The organism is Streptomyces otsuchiensis (assembly GCF_004305975.1).
In the GTDB taxonomy this organism is placed as follows: domain Bacteria; phylum Actinomycetota; class Actinomycetes; order Streptomycetales; family Streptomycetaceae; genus Streptomyces; species Streptomyces otsuchiensis.
On sequence record NZ_BHZI01000079.1, the window covers coordinates 1 to 21,145 of the forward strand.

Consider the following 21,145-nt stretch of genomic DNA (forward strand, 5'->3'; position numbering starts at 1 on the left):
GGCCGGGGCGGGCCGGGTTGGCGGTACCGGTGGTCGTCGGCGCGGGGGCGGCCGGGGAGGTCAGCTCCGCGACGGTCCGCAGCTGTTCGGGCCGGACGGCGGGCGGCGGCGTCGACGGGCTGGAGGTGGTCGCGGCCGGTCCGGAGGCGGTGTCGATCCCGGCGTAGCGCAGGACTTGGGTGAGGACGGCGTGGTCGGTGCCGAGCTGCCTGCGGATGCCCTCGGCGGGCGGGGTGCCGGGTACCGGGGTGTAGGTGTGCAGCTGGAACTGGTCGGAGGCGGTCGGGACCGGGCTCGCGCTCAGGACCACGGCGTCGGGGTCGTCGGGCGTGTGGGTGAGCCGCACGTCGACGTGGAGCTGGTCGCCGGAGTCGGGCAGCGTCAGGCCGTGGTTGACGTGGGTGTCGGTGAGGTCGCGCAGCCGCTGCTCGATCTCGGGCACCCGGTCGGGCGTGACGCCGTCGCCGGGCCGGACCGGCAGATCGACCGTCAGCGTCCGCACCCAGCGCCCGTCATCCGCCTGGACGCGCTGCACGGTGGTGCGGACGACGGTGTCCTGGCGCTGGGGGGCCTGCTGTTGCGTCGTCGCGGGGTCCACGGGCGGCGGGAGCAGCGTGTACACGGTGGTGACGGGCGCCTGCTGCTGGTGGTGCTGCCACTGCTCCGGCCGGACCGGGTCGGGAGTGGGCAGCACCCGCCCGTGGTCGTCGACGCGGGGCGGCGTCTGCTCGGGTGGTGTCTGCTCGGCCGGGGTCCGGTCGGGCTGGGTCCGGTCGGCGGGCGTCTGCGCGGGCGGTGCCTCGTCGCCGGGCCTGGTGACGGGCGGTGCGTCCGTGGTGCTCGACTCGTCGGTGGGAGTGGTCTGTTGGGCGGGCGGCACCGTGGTGGTGTCGCCGGGCCGGGGGGAGGGGCCGGGCTGTCCGGTGGCCGGGCCGGTGTCGGTGCGCGGCCGGTCCGTGGTCTCCGGAGTGGCGCCGGTCTCGGCGCGCGGCGGCACCACCGAGGACCCGCCGCTCTCGGTGACCGGACGGGAGGTGCCGGGTTCGGGCGCCGGGGCCGGCCGCTGGACGACGGGGTCGGCGGGGGCGGCGGGCTCGGCGGTGCGGTCGTCCGGGACGGGCGTGGTCCCGTCGGGTGGCACCACGGCCGGAGGCGTGTCCGGCGTGGTGACCGGGGTCTGGGTCGGCGTGTTGACCAGAGGCGGAGTGACGGTGCCGCCGGGTATGACCGGTGCCGGAGACACGGGCGGGCCGACGGTGCCGAGGGCAGGCGGGATCACGGGGGTCGTGCCGGGTGTGACCGGCGCCGTCGGGGTGACCGGCGAGACCGGGGCGGGGGTGGTTTCGCCCGGGGTACTTGTTGGCGGCGGTGTGACCGTCAGCGGCGGTGTGACCGGCGTCGCCGGCGGGGTGATCGCGCCCGGCGCCGTCGGGGAGTACGGCGGTGGCGAAACCGACAGGTCCACCGGTGGGTTCACCGGCCCGTTCACCGGCCCGTTCACCGGGACGTTCGCCGGCAGGTTCACCGGCCCGTTCACCGGGACGTTCGCCGGCAGGTTCACCGGCCCGTTCACCGGCACGTTCACCGGAGTGTTGACGGTCGTGTTGACCGGAGGCACGTAGAGCGGCGGCGGGGTGGGGAGCGGACCGCTCTCGGTGACCGGTGTCAACGCGCCCTTGTCGGTGAGGGCAGCCACGGGAACCGGAGGCGTGTAGGGCGGCGGCGCGACCGGCGTGGGCACGGGGGTGGGCAGCGGCGCCTTCTTCCCGAGCCCGTCAGGCGGTGGTGTCGAGACGGTGGGCGGCGGTGTGATGACGGCCTTCGGCCCATCCGCGGGGACGGGCGGCGGCGGGGTGGTCCCACCGAAGCCGTCGCCGATGGGGCCGCCCGAGGGGTTGTTGTCCAGCCCCGGCGGCCGGTTCATCCACCGGTCGAACCCCGCCTTGGCGCCGAGGTAGACGCCGGTCTCCAGGAAGAGACCGCTGATGCCGGAGAGACCGCCGCCGACCAGCGACATCGGGTTGAACTCCCACCGGCCCTCGAAGAGACCGTTGACCAGGGACTCGGACCCGGCGTCACCGACGCCCTCGGCCACGAAGGACCGCGGGATGTTCTCCAGGAAGTCGGGCCACGCGCTGCCGCCCGGGTTCGGGGCGCCGCGGAACGGGTTGGGCAGGGCGTGGAAGAGGCCGGCGGTGAAGAGGCCGGCGGTGAAGCCGAAGAACCCGGCCTTGCCGACCGCTGCCCAGTCGATGCTCCCGGGGGCACGCGCACCCTTGTTGAGCTGCATCATCGCGACGCGGGTCGCGAAGGTGATGATCGCTTCCTGGAGCGCGCTGCTGACCGAGGGGAAGAGGATGCCCTGGTTGGAGAGGCGCTGGATGACGAGCAGCACCGTCAGCGTGCTGCGGGTCTTGGCGAGGGCGGCCTGCGTCAGCGAGGTGCCGCCGGTGAAGAAGGCCAGCGCGGCGAGCAGCGCCAACTGGGCCAGGAGCATCAGGATTTCGGCGATGATCTGCCACTTCGCCTCCATGATGTTCCTGGAGTGCGCCACCTGGTTCTGTGCCAGGTCCCGGCGCAGGTGGGCGGAGAGATCCCCGAGCCGGTCGTCGCCCTTGGGGTCGGTGATGGTCTGCACCGCCGACTTGAACTCGGCCGCGACGTGCGGCGGCAGCGCGCCGTCGACCTTCCCCATGACGACGTTGAGACGTCCACGGACACGGTCCACCGAGTCGGCGAGGTTCTCCAGCGGCATCCGGCTGTCGTAGGCCATGTCGGACGACGCCTGCATCGGCATGTGGCCGATGAGGACGAAAAGCATCCGGCGGACGTCCTGGGAGAACTCGATACTGTCGGGGACCACGGGTCAGAACCGTCCGCCGCCAAAGACGCCGTCGCTGTCCTGGCCCTGACCGAGCGCCGCGATGTCTTCGAGCGCCTCACTCTGCATGTCCTGGATCTCACGCAGTTCGTGGAAGTTCGCCTCGTTGATGTGCCCCATGGACTGCGCGACGTAGTCCACCATCATCTCGACCTGGTCCACGGTCTCGTTCCAGCGCGGGTGCTCCGTCTTGTAGAAGTGGTCGCTGTCGTCCACGCCCATCCAGTTGTGGTACGCCAACGTGCTGGAACGGAACTCGGGGGCGAGCCGACGCATTTCGGAGGCGATGCCCTCGCACTCGGAGATGAACGCGGCCAGCCGCTGGGGGTCGGCTTCGAAACTGCTGCCTGGGACGGACATGGTGCCTCCTACTCGCCCTCGTGGATCTCGTCGCGAAGCCGCGCGCTGCCGCGTCCTTCGTTGACGTTACCTCGTGCGGCGGTCTCCTCCAGCGGCGCGAACAGCCTGGCCCAGTCGTCGGCGGCGGCCTCGCGGCCCTCCTCGGAGGTGTTGGCCGACAGCGCGTCGGCCAGTTCCGTCAGCGGGCGCAGGGTCTCCATGACGACGCGGGCCATCACGGCCTGGGCGTGGTCGGCCGCCTCCATGGTGGCGGCCGACAGCTTCTCCGCGCTCATGGAGCGGTGCCGGCCGTCGAGGAACCGGATGTCCTCGATCCGGCCCTGCGCGGAGACGGTCACCTCGACGCTGCCGTCACGTGAGCGCGCCGTCTCGCTCATGGCGCCGAGCTGGTTCTGCGCCTGGGCGGCGGCCTGTTCGGTCTGCCGCAGCTGCTCCACGGCCTTCGCCAGCTGTTCCTCGATGTCCATCGCGGGGCTACCCCTTTCCTCGTTCCGCACGCCGGTCAGCACGCCGTTCCGCACGCCGTTCCGCACGCCGTTCCGCACGCCGGTCAGCGGCCGATGACCGCCGGGGCGCCGCCCTCGTCGCTGCCCCAGACATCATCTTCCTCCTCCATCCAGGAGGCGCGTTCGCGACCGCTCTCGGTCTGCTGGCCGCCGCCTCCCCCGGGCGGGGGCGCGCCGCCCATCGGCGGCATCATGGGCATCCCGCCGGCGGTCTGCATCCCGCGCGCCGCGGAGATGGTCTCGACGTCACCACCGGCCCGGCGCTGCGCGTGGCGCTGCAACGCGTTGTCGTCGTGGGTCAGCCGGGCGCGCTCGGTGTCGCCGGCTCCGCCGCTGACACCACCGCCCATCCGGGCGCCGGGCGGCATCATGGGCATCCCGCCACCGCCGCCCATCGGGCCGTTGCTGTTGCTGCCGAGCCCGTAGCCCGCGCCTCCCGGCGACCGGTCGTACAGCTCCTCTTCCCAGCCGCCGTAGGACGGGCTGTACACCGTGCGTCCGCCGGGCGCGGAGTTTCCGACGATGTCGTTGATGGACTCGCCGGGGCGCAGGATCTCGGTCCGGGTGGTGCCGTCGGGGTAGGTGGTGCGCACCTCGCCCGTGCCGGGGTCGATGGTCCGGACGGTCCCGTCGGGCAGGCGGGTGGTGATCTCACCGTCGGAGGAGCCGATGGTCCGGGTGGAGCCGTCGGGGTACTCCAGGGTGACGGTGCCGTCCGGGTTGAGCGTGGTGGTGGCCGGCGCGGAGGGGCCACCGGCGCCGCCGCCGGGACCGCCGCCGCTGCCGACGCCGCGCAGCTGCTCCTGGTAGCGGCGCTCGGCCTCCTGCTGCCGCTGGTCGGCCTCCGCCTGACGCTCGGCGACGCGCTGCTGTGCCTCGGAGTTGCGCTGCTCGGACTCGGTGCGGATCTGCTCCTGGCGCTGCTGCTGTTCCTGCTGCTGCTGGGAGGCTCGCTGCTCGGCCTGTTCCTGCCGCTCCTGCTGCTCGGTCTGCATCCGCTCCTGGAGCCGCCGCTGTTCCTGCTGCTGCTCGGCAGCGCGCTCCTCGGCCTCCTCCTGGCGCTGCTGCTGCTGCTCCTGAAGCTCCTCCTGGCGCTGCTGCTGCTGTTCCTGCTGCTCGGCGGCGCGCTGCTCCGCCTCTTCCTGCCGCTGCTGCTGCTCGGCCTGGAGCTGTTCCTGGCGCTCCTGCTGCTCGGCCTGAGCCTCTTCCTGCCGTTCGCGGTAGTCGGACTCGGTCTGCATGCGCTGCTCTTCGGCCTCGCGCTGCCGCTCCTGCTGTTCGGCGACCTGCGCTTCCTGGCGCTCCTGAGCCTCCTGCTGGCGCTGCTCGGCTTCGCGCTGCTGTTCCTCCTGGCGGCGGTTCTGCTCCTCGACCTGCTGTTCCTGCCGCTCCTGGGCTTCCTGCTGGCGCTGCTCCTGCTCCTGTTGCTGCTGGAGGGCGCGCTCCTCGGCCTCGTCCTGGCGGCGTTGCTGGTCGCGCTGCATCCGGGTCTGGTCGCCGCGTGACTGCGTCTGCATCATCATGGCGCGCTGTTCGGCCTCGTTCTGCCGCTCCTGCGCCTCGCGCTGCTGCTCGTCGGCGCGGGCCTGCTGGTCGGAGACCTGCTGCTCCTGGCGCTCCATCGCCAGTTGCTGCTGCTCCTCCTGGCGCTGGTTCTGCTGTTCCAGCTGCTCCTGGGCGCGCGCTTCCTGTTCCTCCTGGCGCTGGTTCTGCTGTTCCACCTGCTCCTGGGCGCGCGCTTCGGCCTCTTCCTGGCGCCGGTTCTGCTCTTCCATCTGCTCCGCGGCGCGCGCCTCTTGCTCTTCGCGCACGCGGTCGGCCTCGGCCTTGTCGTTCTCGTACCGGGCGTCGGCTTCTTCCTTGGCGGCGTCGGCCTTGGCTTCCTGCTCCTCGCGGAGGGCGTCGGCCTTGGCTTCCTGCTCTTCGCGGATGCGGTCGGCTTCCTCCTTGGCGGCGTCGGCCTTGGCTTCCTGCTCCTCGCGGATGCGGTCGGCCTTGGCCTCCTGCTCCTCGCGGATGCGGTCGGCCTCGGCCTTGTCGGCCGCCGCCTTCTCCTCTGCTTCCTTCTTGTCCCGCTCGTAGCGCTCCAGCGCGTCCTTCTCGGCCTGTTCGCGGTCCGCCCGGTCCTTGTCGGCCTGGGCCCGCAGGTAGCCGTCGTTGAGGTTGATCGTCTGGGTCTGGACCTGGGTCGGGAAGTCCGGGGTGTTGAGCGCGTTGCGGATGGTCCGGATCGTCTCGCGGGAGATCTCGCCGAGTTCGTCCTCGACGCTCTTCTCCCAGCGCTTGACGGCCTCTTGGCCGACCCGCTTCCAAGTGTCGAGGTCGGTGAGGGCCAGACCACTGGAGCCGCCGACGGTGACCGTGTCGGAGAACCCGTCCTTGTCGACCTTGTGGCTGCCGGTGCTGCCGCCGTACCGCCCGGAGGTGGTGGACTCGTACTTGTACGACACCTTGCTCATGTTGTTGTCCCAGACCTCCTCGGTGACATCGAGAAGGACCTCGTTCAGCCAGGCCAGCGGATTGCCGTAGTTCTCCTGCCAGAACCACCACTGGTTGCGGAGCGCCTGTACCGCTCGCTCGATCTCCATCCGGGCCGTGCGCAGCTCGTGTCCGTGTATGGAACCCAGCAGCCCGCCGAACGCCGTTGGGAACTGCTCGGAGTAGGAGCCGTAGACGCGTCGCAGACCGCGAATCAGGTCGTGGAAGACGCCCGCCGCCTGCCCCTTCCAGGCCGCGGTGTCCTGGCCGAGGTCGTGCTCCCAGTCCTGGAGATCCCGGTGCTGGTTGTGGAAGAACAGCGCGACCCGGTCGAAGGCGGCCGCGGTCCGGGTGAGGCTCTCCAGGCTGACCGCCGCGCCCCGGCCGATCGCCTCGGAGTCGTTCCAGGTGAAGCCCACGGTGTCGCCGTCGTTGAGGAGGGCGTCCAGGGCCTTGCCGCTGCCGTAGACGTACTGGGCGACGGGCCGGTTGTCCCAGACGACGTCCTTCTTGGAGTCGCCGATGTCGTGGTTCAGACTGCTGCCGAACTCACTGCCGGACCGCAGACTGCCGTGCGCCGGCGGGTCGCCGGAGGAGCTGGTTCCGAGCATGGTGATGCGGGCGCGCTTCATCCGCACCCGGGTGCCGACGGACGCCGTACCCGACCCGCCGCTGGTGGGCGAGTAGAAGGGGATGACGAAGTCGGTGTTCTGGACTCGCCACGGGGTGTTGGCCAGCCGCCATTCGCTGAGGTCGTCGATGGCGTCGAAGATGGCGTCGGAGTCGACGCTGCCGTTGGAGATCTCGACCCGCATCAGCGGGATCTCGTTGTTCCCCTTCAGGTTCTCGAAGACCTTCGAGGCCTGGGGAACGGGGTAGCCCGTGATGGTTCCGACGGCCTCCCGCCAGGCGTCGTCCTCGTCGACGAACTGGTTGCTCCCCGATCCCTCATCCGAGGAGCCACCTGAGCCGCTGGAATCGCTGGAGTCGCTGGAGTCGGAGTCTTCCTGGTCGGGCACGAGAGTTCTCCGGTGGCGCTGTGGGGGTCAGGGGAGCGGGGTCAGCTGTTGTCGGAGCCGGAGTTCGAACCACCGCCGAGCCGGCTGTCGATGCCCTCGAACACGTCGAGGAAGTCCTGGCCGTCGATCTCGGTGAGGTTGCCCCCCTGGGTGGTCATCAGGGTGTCGATCGTGGTGATGAGGTTGTCGGTGACGTCCTTGAAGAGCTTCTCCTGATCCCCGAAGATCGTGTGGAGGCTCGAAGCCGACTCTCCCATCGCCGAGTTGAGCTGCTGCCCCTTGCTCTCGAAGCTGCCCGGCAGCAGCATCGCCCCGAGCGACAGCGGCGCCGTCCGGCCGTGGTCCGCCGTGTCCGTGACGTCGATGTCGCCCTTGCGGGAGAGCGTCGTCATGGAGGGGGCGTCCGTCTCGTCGGTGTTCATCTCCCGGATCCGCTTCTCGAACGGCTCCACCCGGTCGGAGAGAAAGGCCTGGAGTCCGGCCTTGTCCATCTTCAGCGGACCGGTGTCGGAATTCGGGTCCTCCGTGCTCACGCGGCTGCTCCTTCCGGTGGGTCAGTGGCGGTCGGGTCGGTGGCGGTCGGGCGGTGCTGGATCGACTGGTGGCCCGCGGGCCGTGGGCGCGGGTCAGCGGCCGATCTTGACTCCCTGCCACATCTGTCCCAGCGAACGCTCGCCGTGCCGGTAGTTGTCGGAGAGGTTGTCCAGGAGGAGGGAGTTGTTCTTGAGCATCTCCTCCATGTTCGTGACGGCCCGGTCCCACGCCGCCTGCTTCTCGGTGTAGGAGTCCTTGTCCTCACCGACCCAGCTGGACTTGAGGGCGGCGAGCTCCTGCTCCAGGGTCGAGAGCAGGGTGCGGATCGCCCGCGTCTGGTTGATCAGGTCGTCGGAGGCGTTGTTCACGCCTCCGTAGTTCATGTAGATGGAGCCTTCGCCGAAGTCACTCATGTTCGCGTCCTGTCGCTCGGAGGATGACGGGGAGGGGCGGCGGGTCGAGGGGCCCGGCCGAATGCGGTACGGATCAGCCCTGCAGCGTGTCGAACACGGCGTTGGACTGCGACTGCCTCTGGTGGATCTCGTCCTTTGCCCGGCTCTGCTGGAGACCGTGCGCCTGCAGGGTCTCCTCAAGGGCGTTGATCATGTCGGTCAGGTTGGTGTGGATGATCCCGGCCTGGAGCTCCCAGCTCTCGATCAGGTTCTTGTACTCCTGGCCGTCGGCGCCCTTGTAGCTCCTGAGCAGGTTGTTCTTGGTGTTCTCGACCTCCCCGATGCAGCGGGTGACGCCGCTGGAGGCGGTGCCCAGTGCCTGGATTCCGCTGCGTGTGGCGGACTCCTCAGATGCCTGCAAGCCTTCAGCCATGTGCCCGGCCCTTCCGTCCTGGGTACGGCCTGAGCGCTCGTCGGCCGCGTCCCGTCCTTGTGCTGACAGGCCCTCGCCGCACCCCGGCGGGTGACGGCCGCGCGGTGGGGACCGCGACCCATGCTAGGTACAGCGTGTTGTGACGGAAGTGCCGGACGTTGTCCTCAGATTGTCTTTTCGTTGCTTTCTGCCTCGGAGCCGTCGATGACGGCGTCGTCCTGCTCGCCGGGGGCGTCGCAGAACGGCTCCGTCAGGGACACCCGGCCCTCACGCGCGTCCAGTTCGGAGAGATCCGGGCCGGAGGGGACCATCGCCAGCAGCGGCGCGGGGATCTCGCCCGGCTCGGTGGAGCCGTACCCGAGCGCCGCAGCGGCCTCCTCGCCGTCCACCCGGTGCTTCACACCCGCCTCGGTGACCAGGTACAGCGAGGGCCCGATGCGTCCGCCGCCGGCGCCGACGGCCCGCACCAGGGTGCCGCCCCCGGCCGGGACCACCACATGGTCCACCGGGGTGCAGGCGGGCGCGGCCAGATCCGAGGAGAGCTCGGAGGGGGCGCCCAGCGCCACGGCGTCCACCATGCTGACGCTGATCCGGGTGCCCTGGCCCTCGGGGAGGACGCTGGCACACAGCGCGCCGTCGTCGGCGAGCGCCACCGCCTTCGGCGGGGCCTCCGGCATCGCACCGGCGCGCCCTCCCGGCGTCTCCAGCAGCAGCTCCCGCACGCTCTCCGAGTCCAGTGGCAGCGGCCGGGGCGTCTGGCCGTCGTAGGCGTCGGCACGGGTGCCGGGGTCGCCGAGGATCAGCGCGGCCTCGGTGGCGGTCAGCGGTGCCAGCCCTTCCTCGCGCAGCTGGAAGTAGCGGGCCTCGCCACCGGCCACGGTCTGCTCGAAGACCTGCCCCACGGTGCCCACCCCCTGCGGCCCCGCCTCGCCCAGTCCGGAGGCCTGCGGCGGACTCAGATCCGGTCCGGGCGGCAGCGAGTTGAGGAAGGCCGCGGAGACCACCACGGCGTTCTGCGCGGAGTAGCCCAGCGCTTCCAGGGCGCCCGCGTCGGCGTCCAGCCGCAGGCGGCTGCCCTGCCACACCAGGTAGTCCTCGCCGTCCGGCCCGCGCACCAGCGCCGCCTCGTCCGAGGCGAGGCCGTCGCCGCCGGGCTCCTCGCCGACGGCGAGAGTGGTGAACGCGGAGTCCTCCGCCTCCTCCGCCTGGTGGTCGCGCGAGGCGCACACCAGCCACGGGGCGCTCGTCTCCGCGTCGCCGGGCGGCAGTTGGTCGGGCGCCCCCGGGATGCCCACCGGGGTGCCGCGCGGGGTGCCCCGCAGGGACTTGCCGCCGACCGTGGTGGTGCCGAGGTCCGCTCCGGCCAGCAGCCGGGCCGACGCGTAGTTGCGGACCGGCCGCAACCGCTCGTCCAGGTACAGGTAGCGGGCGCCGGTGTCCTTGTCGACGACCAGGTCCCCGGAGGTCTGCCAGGACGTCTTCTTCCCGGGGCTGAACATGCCGAGCACGAACGAACCCGCGGTCAGGATCACCGCGATCACCACGCCCCACACGATGCCCCGGTTGGTGCGGGCCTGCGGGCTCTCCGGCGCGTCCGGGTCCGACCGCAGCATCGCGGAGGTGAGCCGGCTCATCAGGAACATGTGGGCCTGTACCTGGTCACGTTTGGTCTGCATCGTCGCTCCCTGGCCTAGCCGTTGATCGAGCGCAGCGCGCCGTAGACACCGAGGGCCCACAGAGTCAGCGGCAGCATGCTGATCGCCGCCGCCGACTGCAACAGCTCAGCGGCCCGGCCCCAGTACGGGACCAGCCGCCGGCCCGGAACCGTCCAGGACGCGATGGCCAGCGCGGCGGCCACCGCCAGCAGCCCGGCGGTCAGCAGCAGCCGGCCCACCGTCGTCGTGGTGGTGGCCAGCCCGAACGCCAGCAGCGCCACCCCCAGCACACCGGGGGCCACCAGCGACAGCCGCTGCACGGTGTTGCCCAGCGCCCGCGCGTGCAGCAGCAGAAGCAGCGACAGCGCGACCATGGTCAGCACCTGGGCGAGCGTCGGCCGCAGCGACAGCCCGAGCAGGCATGCCGCGCACAGCACCGCTATCGCCCCGTACAGGCCGGTCATCCAGCCGTCGGCCAGCACCGTACGGTTCTTGACCGCCGAGGGGGAGTGCGGCTCGATGCCCTCCTGGAGCTGCTTGGCGTTGGTCGGCAGCGGCGGCATCTTCAGCCCCGACATCCTGAACGACAGCGAGGGCACCAGGGCGCCGCAGATCACCGACGCCAGCGCCAGCACGCCCGCGACCTCACCGACCGCGAGGTCGGTGGTCATCATCAGCGCGCCACCCGCCGCCGCGCCCGTCGCCACCACGGCCAGCGCCAGGAACAAGGCGGCGAACGCGGCGACGGCGGCGACCGCCAGCATCGCCGCGCCGAGCGCGGCGGCGCCGGTCGCCAGGGCGCGGGCGCCGAGTATCTCCGCGTGGTGGGCCCCGCCCAACTCGCCACCGGGCAGCAGCCATCCAGCGAGTGCGACGTAGGCGACCGCCGCGACACCGAGAGCCGCGCCCGCGCCCGCGTCGCCGACCGCCCGGCTGGCGGCGGCGGCCCCACCGAGGAGCACCAGCCCGGCGACCCCCGCCATCACGGCGTTCACGGTGTCCGCGGGCGGGTGAAGCAGGACGGCCAGCCCGGCGGCCAGGGTGAGCAGCAGCATCCCGAGGAGCAGCCGGCGCGCCGCCGTGGCGCTCCAGCCGAAGGGCCGCTCCTCCATGGTGTCGGCGACGCCGTCCACCAGGTCGTCCAGCACCACTTCGGGGAGCGCGTCGGAACGCGGACGCAGGTGGAGGGTCTCGCCGTCGACGATCCCCACCGCCTCCAGCGTGCGTTCCTCCGCCAGCGGGGCGCCGCCGAGCCGCTGGAGGACCCAGCCGCCGTGCTCCAGCCCGGTTTCGGCGGCTTCCTCCCCGGCGTGGTCGACGACGGTGTACAGCAGGTCGGCCACCGGTACGTCGGAGGGCACGGCCAGGTCCACCGTGCGCGCCGGGGTCCGCACGGTGACGCGGCACAGGCTCGGTGCTGCGAGGTCGGTCATGGTCACACTCACGCTTCCCTGCGGGACGACGACATCCCGCCAGTCGGTGAACCGGACAGGTGGCACGGCCGGGCCCCCGCCGCGGTGCGGGGCCGGATGGCGCGGTACGCGCGCCACCGGCCACCGGTGGCCGAAGCGCGGCTGCGAAAGGGGGGACTTACTTTCCCCATCGTCTGTACTGGATCGTAGACTCATCCCGTCCGGCACGGGATCGCGCTCCCCCGTGGCGGCGTTCCGCGGCCGGGGCCGGCCGTCTCCGGGTATTCGCGTGCCGGGGCTCCGGCCACCCGCGCCGAACGCGATGTCCCCGTCCCGCGCCGTCCGGCCGGGACCGTCCGCCCGTCCCGGGCGGGTACGCACCGAGGAGAGCGCCTGTGACCACCGTCCTCTTCCGCCGCCCGGCCCGTCGCCGCGGTCCGGACATGCCCGAGGGCGAGCTGACGCTCCAGGAACCGCCGACGATGCCGGAGGTCTCCAACGACAGCTCCCAGGTGTGGAACTACCTGCCGATGGCGCTCATGTCGGTGTCGATGATGCTGATGTACATGCGACCGGGCGGCGCGCGCGGCGACAACTTCATCTATCTGATGCTCGGCATGATGGTCGTCTCGGTCTCCGTGATGCTGCTGGGCAACGTCTTCCGCCGCAACGCCGAACGCAAGCAGAAGCTCAAGGGGGAGCGCCGCGACTACCTGCGGTACCTCCGCAAGACCCGGCGCAAGGTGCGGGTGGCCGTCGCCGAGCAGCAGAAGGCGCTCGCCTGGCGCCACCCCGACCCGGCCGGACTGGGCGCGCTGGCCGGTACCAGCCGGCTGTGGGAACGCCGCGTCGAGGACGAGGACTTCGGTGAGGTCAGGGTCGCCGTCGGTGACCAGAAGCTCGGGCTGCGGCTGGCACCGGAGTCGGCCAAGCCGGTGGAGGACCTGGAGCCGCTGAGCGCCCACGCGCTGCGCAGCATGATCCGCGCCTACGCCACCGTCCCCGTCCAGCCGATCGCCGTCTACCTCCGCGCCTGGTCCAAGGTGCTCTTCCGCGGCGACGCGGACCGCGCCCGTGACCTGACCCGCGCCGTTCTCGCCCAGCTGACGGTGGTCCACTCCCCGGACGACGTCTGGGTCGTGGTGTGCGCGGGGGAGGACCGCTCCGGGGACTGGGACTGGGTGAAGTGGCTGCCGCACTCCCTGCACCGCACCCGCACCGACGGCGCGGGACCGGTCCGGATGGTCTGCTCGAACGTCAGCGAGCTGGACGACCTGCTGGGCCCCGAGTTCGCCGAACGCCCGCCCTTCGCCGCCGACGCGATACCGAGCCGGGACGAGCCGTTCGTGGTCGTGGTCCTGGACGGCGTCGTCGCCCCCGAGGGCCACCGGGTGCAGGGGCCGGGTTTCCGCAACGCGGTCGTCCTGGACGTGGACTCCACGCTGGCCTGGCGGCCAGGCCGCTCCACGCTGCGCCTCGACCTCGCCGAGCCGACGCTGCGGCTGGTGCGGACCGACCGGGAACGCAAGGAGCAGTTCACCGAACTGGGCCGGCCCGACTCACTGGGCGCCGGCGCCGCCGCCGGGGTCGCCCGGCGTCTCGCGCCCTACCGGCTGTCGATGGCGCAGGAGTCCGGCGCGGAACCGCTGGCCCACGACACCGAACTGACCAGCCTGATCGGCATACCCGACCTCTACCGCCACGACCCGGCGGAGCTGTGGGCACGGCGGACGGGATCACAGCGGCTGCGCGTGCCGATCGCCCTGGACTCCGAGGGCCGCCCGGTCGAGCTGGACATCAAGGAGTCGGCGCAGGGCGGAACCGGCCCGCACGGCATGCTGATCGGCGCCACCGGCTCCGGCAAGAGCGAGCTGCTGCGGACCCTGGTCCTGGGCCTGGCGCTCACCAACTCCTCCGAGACGCTCAACTTCATCCTGGTGGACTTCAAGGGCGGCGCCACCTTCCTCGGCCTCGACGAACTCCCGCACACCTCGGCGGTGATCACCAACCTCGCCGACGAGGTCGAGCTGGTGGCCCGCATGTACGACGCGCTCCAGGGCGAACTGGTGCGCCGCCAGGAGCTGTTGCGGTCCGCCGGCAACTACACCTCGGCGCTGGACTACGAACGGGCCCGTGCCGACGGCACCCCGCTCGACCCGCTGCCCAGCCTCTTCGTCGTCGTCGACGAGTTCAGCGAACTGCTTTCCGCCCACCGGGACTTCCTGGAGCTGTTCGTCATGATCGGCCGCTTGGGCCGCAGCCTCGGTGTCCATCTGCTGCTGGCGTCGCAGCGACTGGACGAAGGCCGCATGCACCAGTTGGAGAGCCACCTGTCCTACCGGATCGGTCTGCGGACGTTCTCCGCGATGGAGAGCCGTGGCGTGCTCGGTGTCCCCGACGCCTACGAGCTGCCCGCCCAGCCCGGCAGCGGCTTCCTCAAGAGCGGCGTCGATCCGCTGACCCGCTTCCGTGCCGCCTACGTCTCCGGCGTCTACGAGCGCCGCAGCGGCTCGGCGCACCGCGCCCGGGTCGCCTCCCAGGTGGTGCCCTGGACCTCCGAATGGGTCGAGCCCCGGCAGCAGCCGGAACACCAGCCGGTGTCGCTGGAGAAGGAGGAGAACGAGCCCGGGCTCCCGCTGCTGGACGTCGCCGTGGACCGCATGCGCGGCGCCGGGCCCGCCGCCCACCAGGTGTGGCTGCCGCCGCTGCGCGACCCCGACACCCTCGACATGCTGCTGCTCGCCCCGCCTGCCCCGGTGCCCGGCCGTGGCCTCTGCTCCCCACGCGCGGGTGATCTGACGGTGCCCATCGGCGTCGTGGACCGGCCCTTCGAGCAGCGCCGCGACGAACTCACCGTCGACCTCTCCGGCGCCGGCGGCCACGTCGCCATCGCGGGTGGCCCGCAGAGCGGCAAGTCCACCCTGGTCCGCACCCTGCTCTGCGCGCTGGCTCTGACCCACACCCCGCGCGAAGTGCAGTTCTACTGCCTGGACTTCGGCGGCGGCACCCTCGCCGGGCTCAGCGGCCTGCCGCACATGGCGGGTGTCGCCGCGCGTATGGACAGCGAGCGGGTCGGCCGCGTCGTCACCGAGGTCACCAACCTGCTCGCACAGCGGGAGCGGTTCTTCCTGGAGAACGGCATCGACTCGATGGCCTCCTTCCGGCGGCGCCGCGCCGCCGGCGAGTTCCCCGACCAGGAGCACGGCGACGCGTTCCTGGTGGTCGACGGGTGGTCCACGGTCCGCCAGGACTTCGACGTCTACATCCCCACGCTCAGCGCCATCGCCGCCCGCGGCCTCAACTACGGCATCCACCTGGTGACCACCACCGCGCGCTGGGTGGAGCTGTCGGCGGCCGTCCGCGACCAGTCCGGCACCCATCTGGAACTGCGGATGGGCGACGCCATGGACTCCAACATCGATGTGCGGAAGGCCGCGGGCGTGCCGCGCGTCCCCGGGCGGGGACTGACCAACGAGTCGAAGCTGCACTACCTGAGCGCGCTGCCCCGCATCGACTCCCGCACCAGCGGTGAGGACCTCTCCGAGGGCGTCGCCGACCTCGTCGCCCGCGTTCGCGAGCACCACAGTGGGCCGGCCGCCCCGCCGGTGCGGATGCTGCCCACCCTGCTCGACGCCCGGGAGCTGCCGGCCGTGGAGGACGGGCCCCGCGTGCCGCTGGGCACCGAAGAGAACCAGATGGGCACGGTGTGGCACGACTTCTCCGTCACCCCGCACCTGGTCGTCGTCGGCGACTCCGAGAGCGGGAAGACCAACCTGCTTCGGCTGGCCGCCCAGGCGATCACCAGCCACTACACGCCCGCCGAGGCGCGCATCATGGTCGTCGACTACCGGCGTGAGCTGGTGGAGTCGGTGCCCGAGGAGTACCGCCTGGGCCACGCCGTCACCATGGACGGGCTGAAGGAGCTGATCGACGGCGCCGCCCGCGCGGTGCAGACCCGCGTCCCCGGCCCGGACATCGCGCCCTCCCGGATGCGGCGCTGCGACTGGTGGAAGGGCCCCCGCCTGTTCATCCTGGTCGACGACTACGACATGGTGGCGACCGGCGGCCCGCTGAACCAGCCGTTCGCACCGCTCCTGGACCACCTGCCGCTGGGCTACGAGGTCGGCCTCCACCTGATCGTCACCCGCTCCGCCGCAGGCGCCGGACGCGGCCTCAACGACCCGCTGCTGCGGCGGATCCTGGAGGTCAACAGCCCCGGGATCATGCTCTCCTGCCCGCCCACCGAGGGCTACGTCTTCGGCAACGTCAAGGGCCGCAACCTGATACCGGGCCGGGGCGTGCTCATCACCCGCCGCAAGGAGACCCGCATCCACACCGCGTGGCTGGAGCCGGGAGCGCCCGACGGCTCCGACGGGTCCGAACTCGACCTGGAGAAGCGGTCGTGAGCGCCGCCAGCCGTGCCCCGGCCGACGCGGCGCCCGCCACCGCGCCGCCCGCCGCTCAGGGCGACCCCGCGCCCACGTCAGCGCCCGCCGCCGCCACCCGCGTCGTGTCCGCCCGTGGGCGGCACCGGCGGGCGGGGCGGGACCGGCGGCTGCGAGGGGACCATCCCCGTCGGGCCTGCCTGCGGCAGCCAGTGGTCGCCCGTTCGCTGCCCGCTCATCGGCGTCCCGCCGTGCGGTGTCATGGGAGTTCCCCCGCCCGGTGTCGCCGGGGTCCTGCTCTGCGGCACAGCGTCCGGCAGCTCGATCCTGCCCGAGTCGGCGGCGTGGTCGCCTTCGGGCTCGGTCTCGCGCCGCTGCCGGACCCGGCCCCCGCCGTCACCCCTTCCGCCGCCGGGCGGCGCCCCTGGGGGCTCCTCGCCCGCCGGACGCCAACCGCGGGCCTTGCCGCGCGGCACCACGGCGATCAGCGCGGCCACCAGCAGTGCCACGGCGACGCCGATCCCCGCCGCCCACAGCGCCCGCTCCGCGGGCTCGTCGGGCGCCGCGGGCGGGACCACGCCCGGGGCGGGCTCCGGCACCGTCCCCGGCACGTCCAGGAACGTCGTCAGCGCGGCCACCACGTCCAGCCGGGGCACGATGTCGGGGTACGCCGAGGCGGTCAGCCTGCGGAACACCTCGCCCGCGTCCAGCTCCGGCTGGTAGGAACGGACCAGCGCCGCGGCACCCGCCACGTGCGCGGCGGCCAGCGACGACCCGGAGCCCAGGTAGTGACCACCCCCCTGCGGGCCGACGCCCACCACCGCCCCGCCGGGCGCCGCGAGATCCGCGTACAGCGGCAGCGGCGCGCCTTCCGGACGCGCGTCCTGCGGCCCGAAGTCGATCACCGACAGCACCTGCGGCATGCTCGCGGGCCAGTAGTCCTGCTGCGGCAACTCCTCGCCACGCGGGGCCTCTTCCTCCGCGACGTCGGGTGCGGCGGGGGCCACCACCAGCACGTCGGCCTCCACTGCCTCCTCGACGGCGGCGGCCACCTCCTCGCTCTCACCGCGCAGCGCCAGCCCGACGTAGACCACCGACGCCCCGCCGTCGACCGCGCCGCGGATGCCCTCGGCCAGCGAGTCGGCGTCCGGAGCGCCCCGTTCGTCGGTGCCGCGCGCCGCCAGCACCCGCGCGTCCGGTGCCACCCCGGCGACCGGGGCGTCACCGTCCGCCGTGCCGGCTATCAGCCCGGCGACGAAACTCCCGTGCCCGACACAGTCCTCACCGGCGTCACCGATGGCAGCCACCCGGCCGCCCAGCGCGGCGAGTTCGTCGCCGACGCCGGTGCTCACCACGCCGACGGTGACACCCTCACCGGTCGACAGCTCCCAGGAGCGGGCGAGTTGCAGCGCGCGCCACGTCCACGGCCGGGACTCCACGGTCGTCTCCGAGGCGCCGGTGCACGGGGCGTCGTCCGCCAGCCGCAGCACCAGCGGCGGCAGGGACACCGGGTCGTCCTGGGCGTGGGCGGGCACGGACACGAGAGTGAGCATCGCGAGGGCGGGGAGAACGGCAGCCGCCGTGCCAGCCGCCGCGCGACGACAGAGGTCGCCATACATGTGGCCGATCATAGAAGCACGTTTCCCCAGCGGCTGCGCCGGAGCCCGTCGGTTCCCGCCAAGCCGGCGAGCCAGGAGGTCGCATAGTGTCACGGCAGGTACTGACCGTCAGTCCAGATCGGTCCGACGCCTACCGGACGATCGGCGAGGCACTGGCGGTGGCTCGATCGGGTGCCGTGGTGCGCGTCATGCCCGGCCGCTACGCGGAAGCCCTGACCATCCGGACCCGGGTGACCCTGGTCGGGGAGGGCGATCCCGGCAGCGTCGAGATCTGCCCGCACCGGGGCACCGCCCTCACCCTCGCCGCCGACGCCGTCAAGCTCACCGACGTGACGCTGCGCGGCGGCAGTGACGACGTCGCGGTGGTGGACGCCGCGCGCGGCCAGGTCGCGATGGACAACTGCACGGTGGTCGGGGCCGGCTGGACCGCCGTCATCGCCCGGGACACCGGCTCGCTCGCCATGCGCGGCTGCCGCGTCACCAACCGGGAGGGCGCGGGGGTCGTCGACACCTCCGAGCACCCCAGCGTCATCGAGGACTGCGTCCTGGAGAACCTCGGCACCTCCGCCGTCGTCCTCGGCCAGAACTCGCGCGCCATGGTGCGTGGTTGCCGGATGCGCGACGCGCGCGGCAACGGCGTCCTCGCCAACGGCGAGGCCCAGGGCTCCATCGAGGCGTGCGACATCGCCGGGACCGGCAAACCGGCCATAGCCCTGGAGGGTTCCTGCACCACCCGGGTCTCCGGCACCGCCATCCGGGACAGCGCGATCGGCGTCTACATCACCACCGCGGCCCGGCCGCTGCTGGAGGACGTCACCGTCACCAACACCTCCGGCCCCGGCATCGCCCTGTCCGCCGGCTCCGACCCGCTGCTGCGGGCCTGCGCCACCCACCGCACCAAGGTCGAGGGCATCGTCGTCTCCGACCGCTCCCGGGGCACCTTCGAGGACTGCTCGGTCAACGCGGCGGGCGGCCACGCCATCCGTGTCACCGACGCCAGTTCGCCGTCCTTCCTGCGCACCGAGATCCGTGACTGCTCCGACGCGCTGGCCTCGATCCTGCTGGAGGAGGACGCCAGCGCCGAGTTCGACCGCGTGGAGGTCAACGGCGGCTCCGGCGCCGCGCTGACCCTGCGCACCCGCGCCAACCCGATGATCCGCCGCGGCCTGTTCCGGTCGCCCGCCGGCGCCGGTGTCCAGGCCGTCGAGGACGCGCGTGGCCGCATCGAGTTCACCGTCGTCGAACAGGCCGGCGGCGACGCCCTGCACACCGCGTCGGGTGCCACCACCCAGTTCGGCGACTGCACCGTGCGCGGCGCCGGGGGCGCCGGGCTCCACATCGGCGACGGCGCCGTCATCACCGTGCGGGACCTGGAGACCGACGCGAGCCACGCCTCCGGCGTCTTTGTGCTCGACGGCGGCGAACTCGCCCTCACCCGGGGCCGCGTCACCGGCTCCGGTGCCCATGGCGTGCTGCTAGCCGCCGGATCGCGCGCCGAACTCGTCCAGTGCGACGTCAGCGGCAACGTCGGCGACGGCATCCGCGTCGACACCACCGGCCCGGTCTCCCTCTCCGGCTGCACGGTCCGCGACAACCGGGGAGCGGGCCTGACCCAGCAGCGCCCCAGCGAGGCGCTCCAGGTGCTGGACCTCTCCAGCGCGGAGAACGGCGCCCCCGACGAGTGGGGTGCCGAGGTCGCCGAACGCGCCGCCGCCCGGGGCGGCTCCGGCGGACCCGGCGTCGACGAGCCGAAGGAGCCGCTGGAGGAACTGGAGGACCTGATCGGCCTGGAGGGCGTCAAGCACCAGGTCCGCACCCTGGTCAACCTCAACCAGCTCTCCCAGCGCCGCATCCGGCTGGGGATGCCCGTCGCCTCCATGAGCCGTCACCTGGTCTTCGCGGGCCCGCCCGGCACCGGCAAGACCACCGTCGCCCGCCTCTACGGATCGATCCTCGCCCAGCTGGGCGTGCTGCGCTCCGGCCACCTGGTGGAGGTCTCCCGCGCCGACCTCGTCGCCCAGGTCATCGGCGGCACGGCCATCAAGACCACCGAGGCGTTCAACCAGGCACTCGGCGGCGTGCTGTTCATCGACGAGGCGTACACCCTGGCTCCGGAGGGCGGCAGTTCCAACGACTTCGGGCGTGAGGCCGTGGACACGCTGCTGAAGCTGATGGAGGACCACCGCGACGACGTCGTGGTCATCGTCGCCGGCTACAGCCCGGAGATGACCACCTTCATGGAGTCCAACGCCGGTCTGGCCTCCCGCTTCACCCGCACCATCGAGTTCGCCAACTACTCGGTGACCGACCTGGTCACCATCACCCGCAACATGTGCGGCGCCCACCAGTACGAACTGGGCCCGGGGACGGTGGAGGCGCTCGCCGCCTACTTCGAACGGATGCCGCGCGACGCCTCGTTCGGCAACGGACGCGAGGCGCGCCGGGTGTTCGAGGAGATGGTGGACCGCCAGGCGTTCCGGCTGGGCACCATGACCGACCTGGCCGAACGCGACCTCACCCTGCTGATGCCGGAGGACGTCGCGCCGAAGGCGGAGTCCGACGAGGACCCCGGCGAGGACCGGGAGGTGATGCTGGCCCGGCTGGAGGCGATGGTCGGCCTCGGCGCGGTCAAGCGCGAGGTGACCGACCTGGTCAGCCTGCTGTCCACCGCCCGGCAGCGGGAGGCCGCGGGGCTGCCCGCGCCCAAGGTCAGCCAGCACCTGGTCTTCTCCGGCGCCCCCGGCACCGGCAAGACCACCGTGGCCCGCCTCTACGCGGGGCTGCTGCACTCCCTCGGGGTGCTGCCGCGCGGTCAGCTGATCGAGGTGGCGCGCGCCGACATCGTCGGCCGATACGTCGGCCACACGGCGCAGTTGACCAAGGAGGTCTTCGAAAGCGCCCTGGGTGGTGTGCTGTTCATCGACGAGGCGTACACCCTGACCCCGGAGGGCAGTTCCAACGACTTCGGGCGTGAGGCCGTGGACACGCTGCTGAAGCTGATGGAGGACCATCGCAACGAGGTCGTGGTCATCGTCGCCGGCTACACCGGGGAGATGCGGCGCTTCCTGGACTCCAACCCGGGTCTGTCCTCCCGCTTCTCGCGCTTCGTGGAGTTCGAGAACTACACCACGGAGGAACTGGTCACGATCATGGAGTACCAGGCCGACGAGTCCGGTTACACCTGCGCGCCGGAGACGCTGGAGGCCCTGCACACCCACATCGACGCCCTGCCGCGCGACCGGTCCTTCGGAAACGCCCGGCTGGCACGGCAGTTGCTGGAGGGGATGGTCACCCAGCAGGCGCGACGGCTCAGTTCCGTCCGGGAGCCGACCGTGGACGACCTGCGCCGCCTGCTCCGCGACCATCTCCTCCACCAACTCCTCTCCCATCCCCGCCGTCCCCAAGGACCGCGCGCACCGCACGGCGCCGATCTGCGACGGCAGGGTCTCCAGCGTCACTGGCGCGCAGCGC

Annotated in this window: 12 protein-coding genes; 2 read left to right on the forward strand and 10 right to left on the reverse strand. The window is 72.3% G+C overall.

Features of this window, described 5'->3' with window-relative positions:
• From E0D90_RS26550 to eccD, 9 genes are all read right to left on the reverse strand, one after another.
• Nucleotides 1-2,863, reverse strand: a 2,863-nt coding sequence (locus tag E0D90_RS26550) for a WXG100-like domain-containing protein (protein ID WP_498072957.1), incomplete at its 3' end; no start/stop codon positions are given.
• Nucleotides 2,864-2,866: 3 nt separating this feature from the next.
• The gene (locus tag E0D90_RS09935) at nucleotides 2,867-3,241 is read right to left on the reverse strand and encodes a hypothetical protein (protein WP_103503011.1); all 375 of its coding nucleotides are present in this window, start codon (nucleotides 3,239-3,241) and stop codon (nucleotides 2,867-2,869) included.
• A gap of 8 nt (nucleotides 3,242-3,249) precedes the next feature.
• Nucleotides 3,250-3,708, reverse strand: coding sequence for a YbaB/EbfC family nucleoid-associated protein (locus E0D90_RS09940; protein ID WP_130797399.1), 459 nt, complete (start codon nucleotides 3,706-3,708; stop codon nucleotides 3,250-3,252).
• Between the two features lie 83 nt (nucleotides 3,709-3,791).
• On the reverse strand, nucleotides 3,792-7,244 hold the full coding sequence (locus E0D90_RS26555) for an AAWKG family protein (protein ID WP_157996845.1): 3,453 nt from the start codon (nucleotides 7,242-7,244) through the stop codon (nucleotides 3,792-3,794).
• Between the two features lie 41 nt (nucleotides 7,245-7,285).
• Complete coding sequence (locus tag E0D90_RS09950) at nucleotides 7,286-7,777, reverse strand: type VII secretion system-associated protein (RefSeq protein WP_227870110.1); 492 nt, start codon at nucleotides 7,775-7,777, stop codon at nucleotides 7,286-7,288.
• 93 nt (nucleotides 7,778-7,870) lie between these two features.
• Nucleotides 7,871-8,191, reverse strand: a complete 321-nt coding sequence (locus E0D90_RS09955; RefSeq protein WP_103503013.1) for a WXG100 family type VII secretion target — start codon at nucleotides 8,189-8,191, stop codon at nucleotides 7,871-7,873.
• Nucleotides 8,192-8,264: 73 nt separating this feature from the next.
• Complete coding sequence (locus E0D90_RS09960) at nucleotides 8,265-8,603, reverse strand: hypothetical protein (RefSeq protein ID WP_103503014.1); 339 nt, start codon at nucleotides 8,601-8,603, stop codon at nucleotides 8,265-8,267.
• A gap of 164 nt (nucleotides 8,604-8,767) precedes the next feature.
• A complete protein-coding gene (gene eccB, locus E0D90_RS09965; protein ID WP_130797400.1) occupies nucleotides 8,768-10,279 on the reverse strand; it encodes a type VII secretion protein EccB in 1,512 nt (503 codons plus the stop codon).
• Between the two features lie 14 nt (nucleotides 10,280-10,293).
• Nucleotides 10,294-11,691, reverse strand: coding sequence for a type VII secretion integral membrane protein EccD (gene eccD / locus E0D90_RS09970; protein ID WP_130797401.1), 1,398 nt, complete (start codon nucleotides 11,689-11,691; stop codon nucleotides 10,294-10,296).
• A gap of 374 nt (nucleotides 11,692-12,065) precedes the next feature.
• On the opposite strand from eccD, the gene eccCa reads away from it, so the two are divergent.
• The gene (gene eccCa, locus E0D90_RS09975) at nucleotides 12,066-16,076 is read left to right on the forward strand and encodes a type VII secretion protein EccCa (protein WP_227870111.1); all 4,011 of its coding nucleotides are present in this window, start codon (nucleotides 12,066-12,068) and stop codon (nucleotides 16,074-16,076) included.
• A gap of 77 nt (nucleotides 16,077-16,153) precedes the next feature.
• Here eccCa and E0D90_RS09980 read toward each other — a convergent pair whose 3' ends face one another.
• Nucleotides 16,154-17,674: a S8 family serine peptidase gene (locus E0D90_RS09980; protein ID WP_130797402.1), complete on the reverse strand. Its 1,521-nt coding sequence runs from the start codon at nucleotides 17,672-17,674 to the stop codon at nucleotides 16,154-16,156.
• A gap of 86 nt (nucleotides 17,675-17,760) precedes the next feature.
• Here E0D90_RS09980 and E0D90_RS09985 point away from each other — a divergent pair.
• Nucleotides 17,761-21,145, forward strand: a 3,385-nt coding sequence (locus tag E0D90_RS09985) for a right-handed parallel beta-helix repeat-containing protein (protein ID WP_130797403.1), incomplete at its 3' end; no start/stop codon positions are given.